The 20,890-nt window shown below is 55.9% G+C and carries 15 protein-coding genes and 1 pseudogene; 7 read left to right on the top strand and 9 right to left on the bottom strand.

What is annotated here, in order from left to right; translation table 11 throughout:
• The first annotated feature begins 54 nt into the window (after window positions 1–54).
• Window positions 55–1,422 carry a DNA repair protein RadA gene (gene radA / locus PSPTO_RS24020; protein WP_005770187.1) on the top strand — a complete coding sequence of 456 codons (1,368 nt, stop codon included), beginning with the start codon at window positions 55–57 and terminating at the stop codon, window positions 1,420–1,422.
• 20 nt (window positions 1,423–1,442) lie between these two features.
• Here radA and PSPTO_RS24015 read toward each other — a convergent pair whose 3' ends face one another.
• The gene (locus PSPTO_RS24015) at window positions 1,443–1,811 is read right to left on the bottom strand and encodes a PilZ domain-containing protein (RefSeq protein ID WP_005770186.1); all 369 of its coding nucleotides are present in this window, start codon (window positions 1,809–1,811) and stop codon (window positions 1,443–1,445) included.
• A gap of 285 nt (window positions 1,812–2,096) precedes the next feature.
• Here PSPTO_RS24015 and PSPTO_RS24010 point away from each other — a divergent pair, with 285 nt between their 5' ends.
• The 3 genes from PSPTO_RS24010 (at window position 2,097) to yjiA (ending at window position 5,470) form a co-directional block, all read left to right on the top strand.
• Window positions 2,097–4,172: a carbon starvation CstA family protein gene (locus PSPTO_RS24010; protein WP_005770185.1), complete on the top strand. Its 2,076-nt coding sequence runs from the start codon at window positions 2,097–2,099 to the stop codon at window positions 4,170–4,172.
• 27 nt (window positions 4,173–4,199) lie between these two features.
• Entirely contained in the window at window positions 4,200–4,397 is a 198-nt protein-coding gene (locus PSPTO_RS24005) for a YbdD/YjiX family protein (RefSeq protein WP_011105096.1), read from the top strand.
• Window positions 4,398–4,492: 95 nt separating this feature from the next.
• The gene (yjiA, locus tag PSPTO_RS24000; protein WP_005770183.1) at window positions 4,493–5,470 is read left to right on the top strand and encodes a GTPase; all 978 of its coding nucleotides are present in this window, start codon (window positions 4,493–4,495) and stop codon (window positions 5,468–5,470) included.
• A 27-nt stretch (window positions 5,471–5,497) separates the two neighbouring features.
• Here the strand turns inward: yjiA and PSPTO_RS23995 are convergent, their stop codons facing one another.
• The 4 genes from PSPTO_RS23995 to PSPTO_RS23980 all read right to left on the bottom strand — a co-directional run bounded on the left by PSPTO_RS23995 (window position 5,498) and on the right by PSPTO_RS23980 (window position 8,059).
• A complete protein-coding gene (locus tag PSPTO_RS23995) occupies window positions 5,498–6,067 on the bottom strand; it encodes a YdcF family protein (protein ID WP_011105095.1) in 570 nt (189 codons plus the stop codon).
• Between the two features lie 454 nt (window positions 6,068–6,521).
• Entirely contained in the window at window positions 6,522–6,809 is a 288-nt protein-coding gene (locus PSPTO_RS23990) for a hypothetical protein (RefSeq protein ID WP_044391909.1), read from the bottom strand.
• Window positions 6,806–7,519 (bottom strand): peptidoglycan recognition protein family protein, encoded by a 714-nt coding sequence (locus tag PSPTO_RS23985; protein ID WP_011105094.1) that lies wholly within the window; start codon window positions 7,517–7,519, stop codon window positions 6,806–6,808. The genes PSPTO_RS23990 and PSPTO_RS23985 overlap by 4 nt, the downstream gene beginning before the upstream one ends.
• 6 nt (window positions 7,520–7,525) lie before the next feature.
• On the bottom strand, window positions 7,526–8,059 hold the full coding sequence (locus tag PSPTO_RS23980) for a PAAR domain-containing protein (RefSeq protein ID WP_011105093.1): 534 nt from the start codon (window positions 8,057–8,059) through the stop codon (window positions 7,526–7,528).
• A 217-nt stretch (window positions 8,060–8,276) separates the two neighbouring features.
• On the opposite strand from PSPTO_RS23980, the pseudogene PSPTO_RS23975 reads away from it, so the two are divergent.
• A pseudogene (locus PSPTO_RS23975) lies at window positions 8,277–8,692 on the top strand (helix-turn-helix domain-containing protein); the annotation flags it as partial.
• A gap of 37 nt (window positions 8,693–8,729) precedes the next feature.
• Here PSPTO_RS23975 and glyA read toward each other — a convergent pair.
• The 3 genes from glyA to PSPTO_RS30720 all read right to left on the bottom strand — a co-directional run bounded on the left by glyA (window position 8,730) and on the right by PSPTO_RS30720 (window position 14,965).
• A complete protein-coding gene (glyA, locus tag PSPTO_RS23970) occupies window positions 8,730–9,983 on the bottom strand; it encodes a serine hydroxymethyltransferase (protein WP_007243779.1) in 1,254 nt (417 codons plus the stop codon).
• 164 nt (window positions 9,984–10,147) lie between these two features.
• On the bottom strand, window positions 10,148–13,984 hold the full coding sequence (locus PSPTO_RS23965) for a sensor domain-containing protein (protein ID WP_011105092.1): 3,837 nt from the start codon (window positions 13,982–13,984) through the stop codon (window positions 10,148–10,150).
• Between the two features lie 786 nt (window positions 13,985–14,770).
• Complete coding sequence (locus tag PSPTO_RS30720; protein WP_226992706.1) at window positions 14,771–14,965, bottom strand: antitoxin Xre/MbcA/ParS toxin-binding domain-containing protein; 195 nt, start codon at window positions 14,963–14,965, stop codon at window positions 14,771–14,773.
• Window positions 14,966–15,868: 903 nt separating this feature from the next.
• Here PSPTO_RS30720 and PSPTO_RS23955 point away from each other — a divergent pair.
• Entirely contained in the window at window positions 15,869–16,153 is a 285-nt protein-coding gene (locus tag PSPTO_RS23955; protein WP_011105091.1) for a helix-turn-helix domain-containing protein, read from the top strand.
• Between the two features lie 740 nt (window positions 16,154–16,893).
• Window positions 16,894–17,061 (top strand): hypothetical protein, encoded by a 168-nt coding sequence (locus PSPTO_RS29965; protein WP_162839073.1) that lies wholly within the window; start codon window positions 16,894–16,896, stop codon window positions 17,059–17,061.
• Between the two features lie 1,049 nt (window positions 17,062–18,110).
• Here PSPTO_RS29965 and PSPTO_RS23950 read toward each other — a convergent pair.
• Window positions 18,111–20,567 carry a P-loop NTPase fold protein gene (locus PSPTO_RS23950; RefSeq protein WP_226992655.1) on the bottom strand — a complete coding sequence of 819 codons (2,457 nt, stop codon included), beginning with the start codon at window positions 20,565–20,567 and terminating at the stop codon, window positions 18,111–18,113.
• Window positions 20,568–20,890: the final 323 nt, after the last annotated feature.

Genomic DNA, 20,890 nt, shown 5'->3' with positions numbered 1-20,890 from the left:
TAACAGGCGCTGCAACCTGCGTTATCATGGGCGTTTTTTACGACTGGGGTTGTCATGGCCAAGGCCAAACGCTTGTACGGCTGCACCGAATGCGGCGCGACATTTCCCAAGTGGGCGGGCCAGTGTGCTGATTGCGGCGCCTGGAACACACTGGTCGAAACCATGATCGAAAGCGGTGCCGCCGCGCCTCCCAGCGGGCGCACCGGCTGGACCGGCTCACAGGCGCAGATCAGAACCCTGGCGCAAGTCAGCGTTGAAGAGATCCCGCGTTTCTCCACCAACTCCGCCGAACTCGACAGGGTGCTCGGTGGCGGTCTGGTGGATGGTTCTGTGGTGCTGATCGGCGGCGACCCTGGCATCGGCAAGTCGACGATTCTGTTGCAAACGCTGTGCAACATCGCCCAGCGCATGCCTGCGCTGTATGTCACCGGCGAGGAATCCCAACAGCAGGTGGCCATGCGCGCCCGCCGTCTGGGCCTGCCGCAGGACAAACTGCGGGTCATGACCGAAACCTGCATCGAAACCATTATTGCCACCGCCAAGGTCGAGAAGCCCAAGGTGATGGTGATTGACTCGATCCAGACGATCTTCACCGAGCAATTGCAGTCCGCACCGGGTGGCGTGTCGCAAGTGCGCGAAAGCGCCGCCTTGCTGGTGCGCTATGCCAAGCAGAGTGGCACCGCGATTTTCCTGGTGGGGCATGTCACCAAGGAAGGCGCACTGGCGGGGCCGCGTGTGCTTGAGCACATGGTCGATACCGTGCTGTATTTCGAGGGCGAGTCGGACGGTCGTCTGCGTTTGCTGCGCGCTGTAAAGAACCGTTTCGGCGCGGTAAACGAACTGGGTGTGTTCGGCATGACCGACAAGGGCCTGAAAGAAGTGTCCAATCCGTCGGCGATTTTTCTGACCCGTGCGCAGGAAGAAGTCCCCGGCAGCGTGGTCATGGCCACATGGGAAGGCACCCGGCCGATGCTGGTCGAAGTTCAGGCGCTGGTGGATGACAGCCATATGTCCAATCCGCGCCGCGTAACCCTGGGCCTGGATCAGAACCGTCTGGCGATGCTGCTGGCGGTGCTGCACCGGCATGGCGGCATTCCAACCCACGACCAGGACGTGTTCCTCAATGTGGTGGGCGGGGTCAAAGTGCTGGAAACCGCGTCCGATCTGGCCTTGATGGCCGCAGTCATGTCCAGCCTGCGCAATCGCCCGCTGCCGCATGACTTGCTGGTGTTTGGCGAGGTGGGGCTGTCGGGTGAGGTCAGGCCGGTGCCCAGCGGGCAGGAGCGCTTGAAAGAGGCTGCCAAGCACGGCTTCAAACGGGCCATCGTGCCGAAAGGCAATGCGCCGAAAGAAGCGCCTCCCGGTCTGCAGATCATTGCGGTCACGCGTCTGGAACAGGCGCTGGATGCGCTGTTCGAGTAAGCGGCCCTTAGAACTGAAGCCTAAAGTTCGATCAGTGCCGCCAGCTCCCTGTCGAGCTCTGCCGGGTCCCCCAGATTAAGTTCGATCAGCCGCCGCAGATGGCTGATCGACTCCAGCCCGATGTGGCGGCAGACGAATCCCAATTGCTGGTTGTGATCGTGAGTCATCTCGACATCCATTTTCACGTGCACGTCATTGCTGAGGCGGATATCCACTTCAAAAGGCTGCGTCGGATCAGCGCTCCACAGTTCAGGCTTCTCGATCAGCAAACCTTTCAGGGAAAGGTCGACCAATTGCGCTTTCCAACTGTTGTCGCCCTGCTTCACGTCGGTCTTTGCGTCGAAGGCAATACGTTTGAAACGACGGCGCTCTGCATGTGAGTCGGTCATCGAATGAGCTCTCTTGTTGACGGCCACCGGGGGTCAGCGGGCAGGTTGTTTTCTGATCGATTCTCTTGTTTATGCACGATAGCCCTGAAAGCCATTACAGAACAGTTCCGCATGACGGTTTTGTGATCCGGCCACCCTCTGCCTACGCCATTCCAGCCCTCTATGCCGGGTATCTGCCGCAATTGATCAATTTTCGGTCTAGACCATGGTTGGGGGTGGCCTTTCGCTGATCCGGCGCTAAACTCGCACTGCTTGCCTTCTAGTCAACTCTGCTGGAATAAAAAAATGAAAAATAATAATAGCCTGATGCGCCACGTTCCCTGGCTCATCGTCGCAATTGTCGGGGCATGTGCCCTTGGGGTCGTGGCCTTGCGCCGCGGAGAGGCGATCAACGCCTTGTGGATAGTGGTCGCTGCGGTGGCCATTTATCTGGTTGCTTATCGTTACTACAGTCTTTTCATCGCCACGCACGTCATGCAGCTCGATCCGCTGCGGGCGACACCGGCGGTGGTCAACAACGATGGTCTGGACTACGTGCCGACCAACAAACACATCCTGTTCGGTCACCACTTTGCCGCCATCGCTGGCGCAGGCCCGCTGGTCGGCCCTGTCCTGGCTGCGCAGATGGGGTATCTGCCCGGTACGCTGTGGCTGATTGCCGGGGTGGTACTGGCCGGTGCGGTGCAGGACTTCATGATCCTGTTCCTCTCCACGCGCCGTGACGGTCGCTCGCTGGGCGATATGGTTCGCGAGGAAATGGGCCGCATTCCCGGCACCATCGCCTTGTTCGGCTGCTTCCTGATCATGATCATCATCCTCGCGGTGCTGGCGCTGATCGTGGTCAAGGCCCTGGCCGAAAGCCCGTGGGGCATGTTCACGGTCATGGCGACGATTCCGATTGCGATGTTCATGGGCATTTACATGCGTTACATCCGCCCGGGCCGTATCGGTGAAATCTCGCTGGTGGGCGTGCTGCTGTTGCTCGGTTCGATCTGGGTCGGCGGCATGGTTGCGGCCGACCCGACCTGGGGGCCGATGTTTACCTTCACCGGCATCCAGATCACCTGGATGCTGGTGGGTTACGGCTTTGTGGCTGCGATGCTGCCGGTCTGGCTGCTGTTGGCACCGCGTGACTACCTGTCGACGTTCCTGAAAATCGGCACCATTCTGGCGCTGGCAATCGGCATCCTGATTCTGGCACCCGAGCTGAAGATGCCGGCCCTGACCCAGTTCACCGACGGCACCGGTCCGGTCTGGAAGGGCGCGCTGTTCCCGTTCCTGTTCATCACCATTGCCTGCGGCGCGGTATCGGGTTTCCACGCACTGATCTCCTCGGGCACCACGCCCAAGCTGCTGGATAACGAGAAAAACGCCCGTTATATCGGTTATGGCGGCATGTTGATGGAGTCGTTCGTGGCCATCATGGCAATGGTCGCCGCTTCGGTGATCGAGCCAGGCGTCTACTTCGCCATGAACAGCCCGGCCGCTGTGGTCGGCAGCGATGTGGTGACCGTCGCGCAGACAGTGTCCAGCTGGGGCTTTGCCATCACGCCGGAGCAACTGACCGCCGTGGCCAAGGACATCGGTGAAAACACCATCCTGGCCCGTGCCGGTGGTGCGCCGACGCTTGCTGTGGGGATCGCGCAGATCCTCCATCAGGTACTGCCGGGTGAAAACACCATGGCGTTCTGGTATCACTTCGCGATTCTGTTCGAGGCGCTGTTTATCCTGACGGCGGTTGACGCCGGTACACGTGCCGGGCGCTTCATGCTTCAAGACCTGCTGGGCAGCTTCGTTCCGGCCCTCAAACGCACAGAATCCTGGACGGCCAACGCTATCGGCACAGGGGGGTGCGTGGCGCTGTGGGGTTATCTGCTTTATCAAGGCGTCATCGACCCGCTGGGCGGCATCAATACCTTGTGGCCGTTGTTCGGTATCTCCAACCAGATGCTTGCCGGTATCGCGTTGATGCTGGCCAGCGTCGTGCTGATCAAAATGAAGCGTCAGCGCTATGTGTGGGTCACCATGCTGCCTGCCGTCTGGCTGTTGATCTGCACTGTGACGGCGGGCCTGATCAAGCTGTTCGATGCCAACCCTGCGGTCGGCTTCCTGGCCCTGGCCAAGAAATACAGCGCAGCGGCAGATGCCGGCCAGATTCTGGCGCCGGCAAAAACCATGGACCAGATGCAGCACGTGATTTTCAACGCGTACACCAACTCCGGGTTGACCATACTGTTCCTGTTTGTGGTGTTCAGCATTCTGTTCTACGCCATCAAGGTGGGCCGTGCGGCCTGGACGACCGAGGCGCGTACCGACAAGGAAGCTCCTTACCAGGCCATGCCGCCCGCGTCGCAGGTGTGATGATGGTTATCCACAGAGGATTTGCCCATGTTCAATGACCTGAGTCGCCTCGGGAAATACCTCGGTCAGGCCGCCCGCCTGATGGTGGGCATGCCCGACTACGACACCTACGTCGAGCACATGCAGAACACGCACCCGGACAAGCCGATGATGATCTACGAGCAGTTCTTTCGAGAGCGGCAAGAGGCGCGTTACGGCGGCAAGGGCGGTCCGAAGTGCTGCTGATCCTCTGAACTGCGTTATTGTCTGACCCGACGCGCCACAGGCCATCACCTGTGGCGCGTTTTCATTCCCGCTGAAAGCATCACGCCAGGAGCCTTATGACCGAGTTGCAACCCATCCCAGTGACCGTGCTGACCGGTTTTCTGGGCGCAGGCAAAACCACCTTGCTGCGCCACCTGCTCAAGGCCGAACACGGCCTGAAAATCGCCGTGATCGAAAACGAATTCAGCGATGCCGGTATCGACAGCCAGTTGCTGGGCACCGACCCGGTGCAGATCATGACCCTGTCCAACGGCTGTGTGTGCTGCACCATTCACACCGACCTGACCAAAGCGCTTTACCTGTTGCTGGAGCGTCTGGACAGCGGCGAAATTGCCTTCGACCGACTGGTGATCGAATGCACCGGCCTGGCCGATCCTGCGCCCGTCGCCCAGACCTTTTTCATCGATGAAGAACTGCGCGAGCGCTACATCCTCGACGGCATCATCACGTTGGTCGACGCTGCCCACGCCGACACCCACCTGACGCAAACCATCGCCCAGGCGCAGATCGGCTTTGCCGACCGCTTGCTGGTCAGCAAGCGCGATCTGGTCGACGACGCAGCCTTCGATGCCCTCAGCGCACGCCTGACCCGCATCAACCGCCGCGCCCCGATCCGCATCGTCGAGCACGGCAAGATCGACCTCGCCGAGCTGCTCGACGTACGTGGCTTCAACCTCAACGCCGATCTGGGCGGCAGCATGACCCTGCGCCCGCTGGCCCCGGCCGGTAAATCCAGCGACCGCATCACCAGCCTCGTCCTGCGCAGCGACAAACCCCTGAACCTGGACCGCCTCAGCGAGTTCATGAACGAACTGCTCGAAGACCACGGCAAGCAACTGCTGCGCTATAAAGGCGTGCTCAACATTGAGGATGAACCGCGCAAAATGGTATTTCAGGGCGTGCTCAAACTGTACGGCTTTGACTGGGATACTGAATGGGCCGAGGGCGAGCTGCGTGAGAGCGTGATCGTGTTTATTGCCGATGAGTTGCCGGAGGAGAAGATTCGGGCGGGGTTTGCGGCGGTGGTGGGGTGAGGTTGTTGCGTGGGTGACTGGGCGCTGTCAGGTATTTTCAGCCCACCAATAGGCGGGCAGCGCTGCAACTTCCCGCGCAAGTGAATACAGGTCGCGCCATTCGAAATATCGGGCATGTGCCGTCGATACCTGGGTAACGCCCGCCTGATACAGGGCATACCGACTTCGGGTGATGTGGAAGTATTGCGTCACCACAACAGCACTTTTGAAGCCGCGCTGTTTCATGATCTGAGCGCTGTTGCGGGCCGTGTCTTTCGTGGTGTTGCCCTGCTCATCAAGCAGAATCGCTTCACGCGGCAGCCCTGAGCGCTCCGCAAGGTAGTTGGCCATGCCGACGGCTTCGCTGAAACCCTCCACGCCGGTGCCTCCACTCACGATGATGTTCCTGACCCGTCCTTGCCGGTAAAGCTCCACTGCGCGATCAAGCCGGGCTTGCAGGCGTGCGGACGGAACGCCGTCTGGCGTGACTTTTGAACCAAGAACAATGGCGACATCGCTGGTCTTGGCTGTATCAGATACTCCATCAATGACGAGGAGGCTTGCCGACAGGATAAAAAGCGTGCCAAGCGAAAGTAGGGTGAGGTAAATCGTTTTCATCTATCGTCGTCCTGATTGTTCAGTCGGTCCAATCTGATCTTGCGCTGGTCGGCGTAAATTGTGCCGCACATGCCTGGCTCATCGAGCCCTAATTTAATACGACAGAGTTTTGTGAAGGCAATCTACTTGTTTGAAGGAAACGCCTAAAAGTCAGATGCTTCACTGCATACTGCGGATAGCTGAATTCTACAAATCTATAGGCCTCGCGCTTTATAGAATACCTCCTCTGAATTAATGTTCAGATAGCCCTTGAGCTCAAAGCCTGGATCGTATTTATTTAAGTAGCGTTCAAATATTCTTAGCGGGTTTGCTTCTGTATTAACTTTTAACGCGCCAGTGAACAAAATTCAACGTATGCATGAGGTGCTTGACGTCGTAAAAGGGACACAGATTATTCCGAAAGTATCACGCTGGCAGCGAGCCCTCATAGGCGACTATTAGACTCGGGTCAGACCTATCTCTGTTTGCATTCTTCAAGCTCGTGTTGGTTTTTCAAAGTCGTAGTCACGCCTAGGCGATACTTGCAATACTGAATGACCAGTTGGCGCTCGGTTTCGCTTAATTGACTCAGCTTTTTGTCATCTGATTCGTAAGCGAAAATATTTTCAAACTTGATCCTGGTTGTTGGGCTTTTCTTGATGAAGAAAACTTTTTCCGGATAGGCATCCTCTATCTTTTCGTAGTAGCCGACATAAAGGACGGCGGCGAGTGTGATTAGAGCACTGATAAGCAATAATTTCATGATGAGGGTGGCCGCAAAAGTTTAGTTTTGACTCGAAGATTTCTCACTAACTCCATTCCAATGTTACCAGGGCAAATTTTCCCTTCACCGGCCTGCATAGGGAATTCACGGTGTCCGCCTAAAGTTGTAACTTTAAAAACACTGGTTAGGGCGTGAATCAAAGTCAGAAGAGCGTCGATTTGTACGGCAGGTATTTTCTGGTCCATGTTACCGTTTAGGGTTTCAAGAGCCTGGCGAGCCAGAGCTACAACATCGCCACCTTCTTCGGCAGTTGTCAGGTTTTCTAGTAAAACGATACCAATTACACCTGTGTTGTAGTTATGTACACTTGAGCCTTTGAATCTTATGTCCCTCCCTTCGAAGACTTTTCCCATGCAGTCGATGCCGTAGTGGTAACCGATATCATCAAATTTAGCCTGATGCTCTTTTTGAATGTCGCGCATTTGTTCTGCGCCAAGACCGCAGCCTACACTCCGGCCTGCATGGTGAAGGGCTATCATCGTGTAGTCCCAATCATCAACCATCTCACCTTTTGCTTTATGCGCCCCCCAAGACGATCGTTCTGAGAACTCGCATTTGTATTTTTTAAGAAGCCTGATTATCGCTTCTCTGGTCGCGGCTCTATCGTTAATCGTGATGGTGGTGGAAGCTTTAGGCGGGCCGGGTTTTACTTCAGTTGCTTTTGCTTCAGTGGTAAATTTTTCTGCCATTTTAGATCAGTCCGTGAGTTCGCTGAGCGTCCGAGCCGGTGAGATAAAATCAATGCTAATAGAAATAGCGGCATCTTTGCTTGAGGTTTTGACGCTGGCTACTCCGGCGCGATCAGTAACACCGGTAATCTTTTGGCCATCTACAGTGGCTGTGAAGTTTCTTCCGGCTAGAGGCTGACCTGTTTCGCTATCAACTATGCTGAAAGCATGTCCATAAGTTTTTTTCAGTAAAATCGGGAGTGGGGGTATAAACGGTGCCGGCGTGTGCGAATCACCGATTATCACGGTGCCCGAGCCACCAATCACGATGTCTCCGTGGGTGCCAAAAGTCCCGACCAGCGCGGCATTTTTACCGTTAATGAACACGGTACTCGAAACGGCGGAATCTAGAATGCTGCCGCAGGTGCAGGTATCGCCTTTGGTTGCGGCAGCAAGGCCGTCGAAAAACACATTGGGAGATCCGGACGCAATGGCTTTGGTGCCGTGTCCAGGCATGGGGCAATTGGTGGGGTCGGTTATACGTGCGGCTGGCTTGGCCATGTTTGAGTCCTGTCGTCTAACTTTCCAAGTCAGACTATACCAGACTTGCTGTGAACTTCCTTTTCTGCAAGCTCAGGTATTGACTAGGTCAGGATTTCGGACAGAGCCAACGGTTCCTTCGAGAGGTGTTTGCGGGTAGCCAGTGTGCTGTTCGAGAAATAGCTTTTCGTTATTTTGGGCTACACCTCAGATGTCGTCCTGCCCTGGAGAGCTTACAGTGAGCGCTCTGGACGTCACGCTTAGCTTTGAAGAAAAGACCGAGCTGAAAAGATGCGTTGCTCTGCGACGATCCCTCAGCGAGAAGGCCGTCAAGCGCGCATAATCCTGCTGGCTGCCGAAGGCGGAATCCCAGACAACGTTGCAAGGTTCACGGGCTTTTCCTGGCCAACGATCACGGTCTGGTGTCAGCATTTCCAGGCACGTCGGCTGAACGGACTGGTCGACGAGCCTGAGCCTGGACGCAAGTCATCTTTGCCTGAGGAAACGGTTCGGCGGGTCTTAGAACTGGTCACCTCACCCCGTATCGGAGAGCCGCGCTCGAACTGTCGGAGCATAGTAAGGGCAGCGGATATTTCCTTGGCCGCCGTCCATAAACTGTGGACACCAAGCAAGAAAAAGCCCCGGCTCTCACGAACCGGGGCTTTTCATTACCGCGTTTAAACGATGCTCATCAAGCGCCGTAAACCGGCAGCTTCGCGCAGATGGCCTTGACCTTCTCACGGACAGCGTCGATCACGGCTTCGTTGTTCAGGTCCGCCAGGATGTCGCAGATCCAGCCGGCCAGTTCTTTGCACTCTGTTTCCTTGAAGCCGCGAGTGGTCACTGCCGGGGTGCCGAAGCGCAGGCCGGAGGTGACGAACGGGGAGCGTGGGTCGTTGGGTACCGAGTTCTTGTTGACGGTGATGAAGGCGCGACCCAATGCGGCGTCGGCGTCTTTACCGGAGATGTCCTGCTTGATCAGCGAGAGCAGGAACAGGTGGTTTTCAGTACCGCCGGACACCACGTCGAAACCGCGCTCGATGAACACGCCGGCCATTGCCTTGGCGTTCTTGACCACTTGTTGCTGGTAGGTCTTGAACTCAGGCTGCAACGCTTCCTTGAAGCAGATGGCCTTGGCTGCGATGACGTGCTCCAGCGGACCGCCCTGGGAGCCAGGGAATACGGCGGAGTTGAGCTTCTTCTCGATGTCGGCGTTGGCGCGAGCCAGGATCAGACCGCCACGTGGACCGCGCAAGGTCTTGTGCGTGGTGGTGGTGACGACGTCGGCGAACGGCACCGGGTTCGGGTAGACACCTGCGGCAACCAGACCGGCTACGTGCGCCATGTCGACGAACAGGTAGGCACCGACCTTGTCGGCAATGGCACGGAAGCGCGGGAAGTCGAGGATCTGCGAGTAGGCAGAGAACCCGGCAACGATCATTTTTGGCTTGTGTTCAACAGCCAGGCGCTCGACTTCGTCGTAGTCGATCATGCCGTTGCCGTCGATGCCGTACTGAACAGCGTTGTACAGCTTGCCCGAGGAGGACACGCTGGCACCGTGGGTCAAGTGACCGCCGTGAGCCAGGCTCATGCCCAGAATGGTGTCGCCGCCTTGCAGCAGAGCCAGGTAGACCGCCGAGTTGGCTTGCGAACCGGCGTGTGGCTGGACGTTGGCGTAGTCGGCGCCGAACAGCTCTTTGGCACGGTCGATAGCCAGTTGCTCGACAACGTCGACGTACTCGCAGCCACCGTAATAACGCTTGCCTGGGTAGCCTTCAGCGTACTTGTTGGTCAGTACCGAGCCTTGAGCTTCCATGACGGCCGGACTGGTGTAGTTTTCCGAGGCGATCAGCTCGATATGTTCTTCCTGACGCAGAGCTTCTTGCTCCATGGCGGCAAACAGATCGGCGTCGTACTTGGCGATAGTCAAATCACGGCTGAACATGGCAGTCCTCAACAGGGCATGGCGGAAAAGGCGGGTATTCTACCCCATCGGGTTTTATCTGGCATATGAAAGGGAGTCATCTTGAGTAGCAAATAGGTTCAAGCTGCAAGCTAGAAGCTAGAAGCTAGAAGCTAGAAGCTTGCAGCTAAACACTCGCCGCTGCCTTAATCCAGCATGAACAGGGCATCGTTGCTGAATTGCGCTTCGAACTGGCTGGGTGGCATAGGGCGGCCGAAGAGGTAGCCCTGGACTTCGTCACAGCCGTGCTCACGCAGGAACTCCAGTTGTTCGTGGGTTTCCACGCCCTCGGCGATGACCGAGAGGTTCAGGCTGTGGGCCATGGCGATGATGGCGCGGGCGATCTGGGCGTCCTGTTCGCCTGAGGGCAGGCCATCGACGAAGGTGCGATCGATCTTCAGCACGTCGATCGGGAACTGTTTGAGGTAATTCAGCGACGAGTATCCGGTGCCGAAGTCATCGACGGCGATGCTCAAGCCAAGGTTTTTCAGGCCGTCGAGGATCTGCATGGCCTCGTTGACCTCGCGCATCAGGATGCTTTCGGTCAGTTCCAGCTCAAGACAGGCAGGCGACAGACCCGTCTGTTCCAGTATGTGGGCGATGCGTTTACCCAACTGGCCGTCCGAGAATTGCCGCGCCGAGATGTTCACCGATACTTTCGGCACGCGAACTTTCGCCTGATGCCAGTGCTTGAGCTGGCGACAGGCTTCGGTGAGCACCCAGTCGCCGACTTCCACCACCAGCCCGAGCTCTTCGAGCACCGGGATGAAGTCGTTCGGCGGCACCAGCCCGCGACGCGGATGGCGCCAGCGCAGCAACGCTTCTGCGCCCGTCAGGCGTTTGCCGTCACCACTGAACTGCGGCTGGTAATAGAGGGTGAACTCCTGCTGTTCCAGGGCGTGACGCAGATCGCTCTCCAGCTCCAGACGCTCCAGCGCCGTGGCGTTCATGTCGGTCTGGTAGAACTGGAAGTTATTTTTGCCGCGCTCTTTGGCGTGATACATCGCCGTGTCGGCGTTCTTCATCAACTTGCTCAGTTCGCTACCGTCCTGCGGGCTGAGCGCGATGCCGATACTGGCGGTGACAAAGAACTCACGGCCTTCAAGCACAAACGGCGTCACCAGACTGGTCAGGATCCGCTCGGCCACGTGAATGGCGCGCGTCAGCGCGGCTTCGCGCGTGATGTCCGGTTGCAGCAACAGCGTGAATTCATCACCGCCCATGCGTGCCACGGTGTCGTCAGCGGATACACAGGCCAGCAGGCGCGTGGCCATTTCCTGCAGCATCCGGTCGCCGGCGGCATGGCCCAGAGAGTCATTGATCGGTTTGAAACGGTCGAGATCGAGGAACATCAGCACCACCCAGGCCTGCTGGCGCTCTGCCTGCTGCAACGCCGAATGCAGGCGATCCTGAAACAGTGTGCGGTTGGGCAGGTGCGTCAGCGCGTCGTAATAAGCCAGGCGGTGGATGCGGTCCTCACTGGCCTTGCGCTCGCTGATGTCGCTGAAGAAGCACACATAACTGGCCAGGTCGCCTTCGTCATCGACCACTGCCGTGATGCCGACCCAGGCCGGATAGTGTTCGCCGTTGCGTCGCTTGAGCCTGATTTCACCTTCCCAGGTGCCTTGCCCGTTCAACTGCCTGAGGATGTAGCGCAAGTGCGCTTCCTGTTCGCTTTCAACGGTGAGCATGCCCGGCAGTTGGTCGAGCACCTGAGCGACTTCGTAGCCGCTGACGCGCGTGAAGGCCTCGTTGGCCTGCACGATATAGCCTGCGGGGTCGGTGATGAGGATGGCCGAGGCGGAATGCTCAAATACTGTGGCAGCCATGCGCAGGTCTTTTTCGGCGCGGCGTTGCTGGCTGATGTCCCTGCCGACGCCGAAAATGCCCTCGAAATTGCCGTGTTCATCCCATACCAGTACCACGCGCAGTTCCACCGGGATCTTGCGACCGTCTGCACGCAGGCAGTCGAACAGAAACATCCGGGTGGTCACTTCGTCGCGCAACCGCGCCAGCTCCTGCGGCTTGTGGAGGACTTTGCTGATGCGGCTGATGAGCGCATCAAAACCGGTCAGTTGCTGGGGGTTGGCAATGGCGGCAGACCAGCCGTTCCGGGTAATCCAGTCGGCGCTGTAGCCCAGCGCGCGCTCGACCGAGGGGCTGACGTAATTGACGGTCAGATGGGCGTCGGTGGAAAAGATCACGTCGCTGATGCTTTCGGCGAGCATACGGTAGCGCTGTTCGCTGTCGCGCAGCGACTGGCTGGACGCAACCTGCTCGGTGATGTCCTTGGCAATGCCGATGATGCGCGTGACAAGATGTTCTGTGTCCCAGGCCAGTGCCTGCTCGCGCACGTCGAAGCAACGCCAGTTGTTCTCGTGATCGCGAAAGCGCAGCACGCATTGCAGCAACTCGTTGTGCCCGTGGTGGCGCTGGCGCAGGCGCATGTCCTGATAGCTCTTGGCATCGTCCGGGTGCAGCAGTATTTCCCAGAAGAACTCGCCCATCGCGCGCAGTTCGAACTTGTTGTAGCCCAGCGTATGGCCAAAATGGTGGTTGCTGTAGATCATGCGCTGGCTGAGCACGTCCTGCACATACAGGTGGTCCGGCACGGTGCGGATCACATCGGACCAGAAGCTTTCGCGGTCCAGCAGTGACAGCTCGGTCTGTTTGCGGCTGGTGATGTCGCCGATGCTGAGAATCACGGCATCGAAGTCGCTACGCGCTTCGGGCAGGCGCATGACCAGCCACAGATGCTGGTCCTGACCACTTGCACGTGTCAGGCAGATTTCCAGTTCCAATCGTGTCTGTCTGGCAAGCACGGCATGTATCACCTGAATGCCGATGCCTGGGCGCGTGCGCGATTCGCCCTCGATCAACTGCTGCCAGGCCTGTTCGTTGCACTCGATTTCCAGCAGGCCAAGCGCAACTTCGTTGAGCTCGTTGATGCGCAGTTGCTGCAGCAGCCTTTTCAGCGAGGCAGGCTGGCTCTTGAGCAGCCGATCAAACTCTTCGCCCGTGCTGATCTGAAGGGCGTCGAGTTGCTCCTGCAGGCCAGACATATCCATCACGCAGATCGCCACGCCCGCGCCTTCGAAGATGTCCCGATAGCGGCGTCGACTTTGCAGCATCTGGCGCTGACGTCGGCGCAGGCTGATCAGTGCGATCAATGGCAGGATCGAGAGCAGCAGGCCGATCACACATTTGCCGATCAGTGGCGTGAGCAGTTCGCTGCGCGCCTTGTAGGTGTCGAACAGGCCGCGCAGCTGCCAGTCACTGTTGCTGAGCGGTTGCAGAAGAATGGTTTCGGACAGACCGCTGTCGGCATCATTGGAGGGCAGCGGTTCGCGGAGGATGACCCGTTGTGTCTTGCGTTGCTCCAGACGCCACACGTGCTGAAAGTCCTGAGCCGGCTGGCTGGCCAGGTCTTTCAGCGCGTCCGGTGCCATGCGCAGCGCCCAATAGTCACCGGTAATGCCGCCGCCCTGGCGAATCAGCACGTAGAGCTGGTTGCCGTCGTCGGTACTGGTGTAGAAATAAGGGCGGCCCAGCGCCTGCCTCATGGCATGCCTGAGGAAGTCGCCGTCGCGGGGCACTTCGGCGCTGTCGCTGACGATGTCACCGGCCGGGTTCAGGCGAGCAACGCTGCGCAGCGCGGGCAGGGCAGTGCGCAGGCCTGCCAGCATGACGGGCTGCTCCAGACGTTCCCCGGACGATTGCGCCTCGTCCAGCAGGTTCATGGCGATCTGCGCCTTGAGCGCCATGTTCAGGCTCATCCGGTCGGAAAGCTGGATGCTGTATTCCAGGCTGCGCTGACGCTGGCGTTCCTGAGTCTGGTGAAACTGCTCGATCAATTGCCAGAGCAACATGGCAAGCATCACCAAGACCAGCGCCGCCAATACACCTTTCACTGACCCACGCAGAGGCCTTGTCGCACTGTCTGCAGCAACATGGGATGACGGCAAAGGCGTTGAAGTGGGCAAATCGTTGTTCCCTGACTGCTGGACTGGAAGCCGTAATGCTTAGTGCAAAAATGCCCGTCGCTTAAAGGGCGGCTAGCATGCCTTTACTTGTGGCAGAGTGCCAGCCCCATTGGGCCGGATCGTTTGCCCTGCAGGCTGCATTCGGGTAGCTTTGCGCAACGCGCGGTATCTACCGACTCCTGCACGAGTGACTCCACTCTTTGCAATACCGACCAGGCTTTATAGTTGCCAGCACTGCCCGATCTGCTTCTACCTGGTTTTATTCAAGGCTCGGAACGGTCTCGCGGCAAGTCTTACGGACAAATAAAAGCTTTTTTCCGGCCGGAGCTTTAAGCTCGCGCTTCAAATCGGTCCTCATCACAGACGCTAGGTTTTCATTCCATGGCTCAATATCGGTATCTGCCCTATTAATTTTTAGTCATGTTTTGCGATCCGCAGTTGAACCCTGATGGTTACTGGGTTGCCAGCCTATCCAGTCTTAAATTTTCCCCTCGCTCCTGTGGTAGCTCAGAGCTTTTGGTTAGCTTTTGCGGATTAAGGTTAAATCTAGGCATCAAAACTTAACTTTTTCGAAGTGTTCCCAAGCGGCTCGTGACCGTGAGTGGACCAAACCCCGGTGAGCTTGTCACGAGACGTAGTAATCTCACTCTCCGCCGAAACACCCGCGCTGGAAAAAAGCAATGTTTTTCGCCGCGTTCAACTCAGCGACTGCCCGATCGATATCAGGCACACAGCAGCGTCTTTCAAAAAGTGGAATGGGTTTACTTGATTGTCTTTCGGCTGCAACTACACGTATACCCCGTGTTGAATCTGCGTGAGATAACGCTCAACCGTAGTGAACCCAACTGACGTTTCGATGAGCTCAACTGGAGTGAGTCCCGATAAATGCCTAGATGGTCGGCACAGCCAGTCTTCCGCCATCGCTTGTGTACCTAAAACCGCAATCGCGTGCTCTAGCGTTTTCGCGAACTGGAATGCCATTGCGCTTTGTTGGGCATTGAGCCGATCCATTCCTAGGCCAGAATTTAGCAGCTGATTGACCTTCCGCTGAGACTTCCCTGTTATCAGCCCGATTACATTTCGCTTCGTGTACAGCGTCGAACTGGAGAGCATCATCTGTACGTCCCGCAGCGCAAACCCCTGCAAGACGAGTATCACGAGGTTCAGGTCTCCAAGGTCCTGAAGAGGGCGCTTTGTCAGCGTCTCTGTCGGCCCCCGAGCCTCGCCAGGTCTGGAATCAGAGTACGGTATTAGATCTTTCATCGCCATCATTGCCGGTTCAGACGGGGGTAGCCTGCCACAGGATCTAGCCGATGCGGCTTATACACTGATGGCGAGCAACGCTATCGGGAATTCTTAAGATCGGTTGCGGCGTCGAAGATCACCTGTATCAAGGTGGCATTCTCTAAAACCCCCGATCCAGAAAGGCTATAGCAGTTACCCCCATCGACCTCGAATGCCTCACATGGTCCGCCTAGGCTGGGGGATTCGAGGACAGATATTTTTTTAACGGGCTCCATAAGCCAGCGATCAGTACCGTTAACGTGTGCAGGGGTAACAATTTGGACCTCCTCAACCCTCATCCGAGGGGTTTCACGACGCACTAGTGAAACGACGTCCCGTGCATGCTGAATCATAAGCATGTACGTATCCGACTCGGTCGCGCCTACCCGAACTACGCTTAGGTAAAACCACGGATACATGAGTTCCTGCTCAACGTATGGCCAGATCTGCGTGTCGCCATATCGAGGATAGCCGAGGTCTGGTAACTGAATCTCAGAGCTTCGGTAGGTAGTGAACATAAGTCCCTCCAAAATGAACACTATAGATTGTAGCTCTATAGGACTCAAGAAGGCTTGATCGTTCCTTTTGTGAGCCTGAAAATTGGAACTGAACATCGCGTTTGGGCAGGTCCTTCGGGACATCCGCAAGCAAAGGGGCCTCACCCAAGAAGACTTCTCAGAAGTTAGTAGCAGGACGTATCTGAGTACGCTGGAACGTGGGTTGAAGTGCCCGACCATTGACAAGGTAACGCAGCTGGCTGAGGTACTTAGCGTCCACCCTGCCACGCTCATCACGGCAGCATTCCTAGCCCAAGAACGTGCGGTTGCGCGTAAGGCGCTGCTCCAACAAATCAACATGGAGCTGGAGGAACTCGGCATGCTTTAGCAGCGGACACATCAATACGTCAGACGCGTGTCGGCGCTGATTGAGCATTAACCCACCCTGTGGGTTGAATGATCCAAGGCTGCTTGCCGATTTTGACCTTGGCGATCGTGGATAAGGCTGCAAGCAAAGTGCTGATCCTGAGCTCAGCAAAGCCGGCGGCATGAGATCAAAACGGGTCGTCCTCCTTATCCTCGATAGCCACCTACGCCCACTCGCCTGAATCTTGGTGCTGGCCACCATAGTGCGTTTTTGCAAGCGATACGATTTGTTCCCCCTCTCAACTATCTATCAGTATGGCCCTACCGCTGGCATCATCCATGGACTGATCAGCGAGCACCTTGCTACCGGCGAAGACCTGTAGGTTGACCCGCACGCGATTGTGATCACGTCGGGATACCAGGAAGCAGGCCTTTCTCTGCCATTATCCATTGTAAAACGACTGCTTTGGGTCGATAGCCGTCAGTCGACCATGCGCGAGCGCAGAAGATGAGTTCAACCACGATGCCCGAGTCGGACATACGTCAATAAGTGAATTTGTGCTGAAAATTGCGAGATGCCATAGCCCCGGGATTGCAAAGTATCGAGTTGGCCGATGGAGGCGTAGCACTCAAGGCACTAAGTGCTGAATCGGGTGCCAGCGCAGAGAACCGAGACCAGGTATCCGTCGATACCGGAATGCGTTGACATCCCAACTGCAAAAGCTAACGTTGTCCACAGCGAACCGATCCTGGAGGACGGGCATGAAAACCAAAGAAAATGAAGACGTGAAGGCCGCAGCGCGTGCGAAGCTAAAGAAGATCCAGCAATCGGCAGGGTACAAAAGCTTTTTTAATGACTCTGCAATTGAGGCATTTGGTCGCGTTGGGGCCACCGCGTTTGCTGGCAAGCCTTTGAGCGGTAAAGCTTAGGCTGCCCCGGCCCGACTTTCCCATGGTTAGCGCGGCCTGAATTCGCAAGGATATGGGCGGCTGCTTTGGCTCGATACCTGCTTCAGGACTTCGCTTAAGCATCAGGGATCGGCTTTAGCATTGCTGACCCCGCGACCAGCCTGCAACGAGTCGTCTCAGGTTCGCATACTGTGCAGCCGGGGCATCTTCGCTCCAGTTGAATACAATGCCTTGGAGGTAGCGATTATTTGCAAACAAAAAAAAGCCGCCTTTAGTAGGGCGGCTTATGGTGGCAAAACGGTTGGGAGCGTTCTGCCAGATCTCACAGTGATCATCTGACGCGATCCATCTTCCTAGGAGCTGCCAAGCAAGGCAACCATTTTGCGGAGCGTGCTGCTGGTCTAGCAACAATCTAGTGTAGGGTGAACTCCATTACAGCGTAGCGCACAAACTATGGAGTGGCTGGCTCTGGCCGATAGCTGACCCACGAGACTGCTCGGCGGGTCTCAGAGGCGTGACGTGGTAAGGTTGAGTTGGCTAGTTATCCTCTGGCGCAGTCCAGGATGTCGTGTAGCGCAATCCACGGGTGCTTAGATTTCTCATCGTAAGTCTTGCACGCGTGGGCGTGAGAAAACGGGTTCTCGCTGTCTTCCAGTGCCTGGCTTTCAAGGCATCCAGTGCACACCGCTCGCCCAGCAACGATCATCCAACATGCATTCCATTGCTCAACCCTTTGCTCGCTGTCCATATCCCGCCTCCTTCCGCATGCGCTTTGAGTAACCGACGATACATGCGCTTCCGCCGCTTTTATACGCCCAGAACGATACCCTCAATTGAAGGTTACGCTACTGGATTGATAACTAGATCTGTACTGGATGGCTTTGTTCATCAACGTCAGCAGTCGGCCATAAACGGTCATTCCGTAATTAGACTTTCTCGTGCGACTGGGTTACCTGCGCACGTCACCTATTTGTCGGCTTAAAAGGAGCACTAATAGAGCAGAAAGGAGAATTGCGAATATGCTCGATGGGGCGTGCGTATATTGCAACTTTTGCCCCGGACCTCGGCTGTTACTTCCCATAAAGCCGCTGAGCTGAGTGGAGTGCTTTAGAGGTGTCCGCGTCGAAAGCAGCCCGCATCTCTTCCAGAGGATTTCCCAACCAAACTGGATTCAAGCCCCTTTTTCTTGCTTCCTCCAACAGGGGTAAATACTGCTCAGTCATCAGGTGGTAAAAAATTTTGGCACGTTCCACCCTGATTTCCATCCGGACGACAATTTCGCGTTCATCCCTAATTTTTTGAGTGATATCTCGGAGCCGGTCCCATACCTCTTTGTCAGATATAAAAGTATCCATTAAGATATTTTCAACGAAGGTCAAATCGGCGATCAAAGCCCGCACGACATGGCCACCCAGTCTACTTGCATAATAGCCGCTGTTGAGGTCGGCTTTGCCATGCGATTTAGTATGAATAAATCTTAGCTCGGTCAGGTCGCCCAAGACTTTCAGAGTGTCGTCTTCGGAGAAACCGATAGATCGAATATTGTCACGAATGTCGGGGCCATCAATGTGCCCCCCTTCAGCATTACTTTGTTTAACCAACGCCGAGAGGATGAACATTCTCAGTAATCCACCATTGGATTTCCCTAGCCGTGAGTCAAAGGGATTGCCGATTACGGAGAATTCTTCGCTATATACAGATTGGTTGCCTAACAAGATAGAGCGGAACGCTTCTTGCTTTGGCAGCACGTAAGTGTTTTTATTTTTATGACTCTGGAGAGCCTTTGCTGGATCAGTATATCCTTTCGCTAGAAATTCCCTAGTCATCCGAAGGGCGAGGCGTACATCGTGGTTGGCTAGAACATCAATGCGCTCGCCAATTTCTGTTCCCAGTACCGAAGCCTTCACGATATCAATGAAGACCGACAAGTCTTCGACTTTGAAATTTACGCCTCCATGGGTCGTAAAGCTCCCGCTTTTTCCACTTAGCATTTGGCCGGTCATAAAAAAGCGGCGGCTTAATACTGCGGGAATTTCAGGCGGTTCGATATGCAAAGGGTCAAAATCAAAAGCATCAAAAGTCGAAGACCCCCTATGCGCTACATAGGTAGATTCGCGCATGGAGATGATAAGGTTAAGGGACAATCGTCCTGCGATCGCCATGGCATCGGAAAATATTCCTGATTGCGTACTGCCATCTTCAAACTGGTCAACGTTATCAATCACTAGGAAGATTGGAGCATGCTTCGCACCATGCGCAATCATCTTATCGACGTAGGGACGTTTAGCGTTATAGTCGTTGAGAATCAGCTCCGTTATTTTTTTATCGAATTCGGTCTGGTTCTGGGCAATGAGAAACATAGGCCCTGATTGGAGCGCTTCAATTTCTTCGCGGTAAGCGGGTTTGATAGCCCTTTGAAAATCCCTAAAATATGGGTCAGTGCTCAGATAGGTGAACAGGTGCGCGTATATGAATTCCAGCGGATTCTCGCTGCGCGAAAAATTCCGGAAATCGATATCAATCCAGTGCGGGTAGGGCGCTCCCTGATTTTTTTCAAAGTACGCTGCGGAAGCAACCTTTCGCGTATATTGAAGGAAGGTTGTTTTGCCTGTGCCTACTGTACCTAGGATCAAAATCGCCAGCGGTCGTCGCGACGCAGAGGCGGAGCTTATCGAGTCTATTAGAGAGGAAGATTCCTTCTTTCGCATCGGCTTTTTGGGCTGCGTTGAGAAGAGGGGCTCTCTGCGCTGCAAATGCATCCTGATACGACTATCGAATTTTTGCCGGTCGGCATTTTTCACATAGCACTTTTCGAGGAGCGAGCTTTCAGCACCTACGATTGAATCTGAGAATGCGCTAATCACCTCGTTTTCAATCAGAGGGTAGATAGGGTTATGCCGTTTTACAGTTGACCCTTTGAAGAACTTGTTGAGGCGCCGTTCCTCAAACTGGTCCGTAGTCCGACCTATAAGTTCGATGGCGAGGTTTCCTTCGACCACGGCTGTCCGTGATAGCAGGTCGACGAAATGCTCTAACTCTTCTCCGAGGATTCGACTCAGTGAGTCGAAAACGATCGCATAAGAATCGGAGAAAGAAACGGCATCGGTGCGGACCGCCGGGAATATGATCCATTGCGCACCATTGGTGACAACAGCAAAAGGAATCGACTTTTTCCTACAGTAGTCCCGAGCTTGGACGATAGCTGCCCCGGTATCTCCCTCCATAATGCGACCCGTGAGCTTGACTCGCTTCTGGGTAGGTACCACGTCGAAGCTGCGACCGACGCGCTTTGCCTCTATAAGCAAAGCCACATCTGCAGTCCGAATGATGTAGTCGGCATACGTCGTACCGCCATCTTCGGAAACGCGCTCCTCGTAAGAGATATCAGTGTCGTCCCACGACAAAACGTCCTCGACTATTCTGTCGATCAACTTTTTTCGTGTTTCTGCTTCATTGGCGTTGTGTAATACCAACTTTGCATGTGTGGTCAACAATCCGCTCGCAATGCTTTCGACCCCATCCATCATCCACTCTCCCTTACCATAGATCCATCAACGGCCGAGCAGCCTTATCGCGAATCTGGCAGGAACATCGCCATCGCAATAGCAACGAGCCATCCTAGCCCCCACGTGGTTTGCGGTAAAGGCGGTGGGTCTATGGACCGTCGATGTGGCTCCCAATCCTAGTCGAAGAAAGATCGCTGCGGCCTATGGCAGAGCGAGCCCCTGGGTCTTTAATCTTGACAAAATAAACGACTGCTTTGGGTCGATAGCAGCCCCTCCCCGGCGATCCCTCCAGCCCGTTGCAGACCATCTGATGTCGAAAGGGATCCCTTTCGGCACCTCAAGGC

The sequence above is a fragment of the Pseudomonas syringae pv. tomato str. DC3000 genome (assembly GCF_000007805.1).
GTDB lineage: Bacteria > Pseudomonadota > Gammaproteobacteria > Pseudomonadales > Pseudomonadaceae > Aquipseudomonas > Aquipseudomonas avellanae.
Note: the sequence above shows the minus strand (reverse complement) of the source record. Positions and strands in the feature narration are given on the sequence as shown.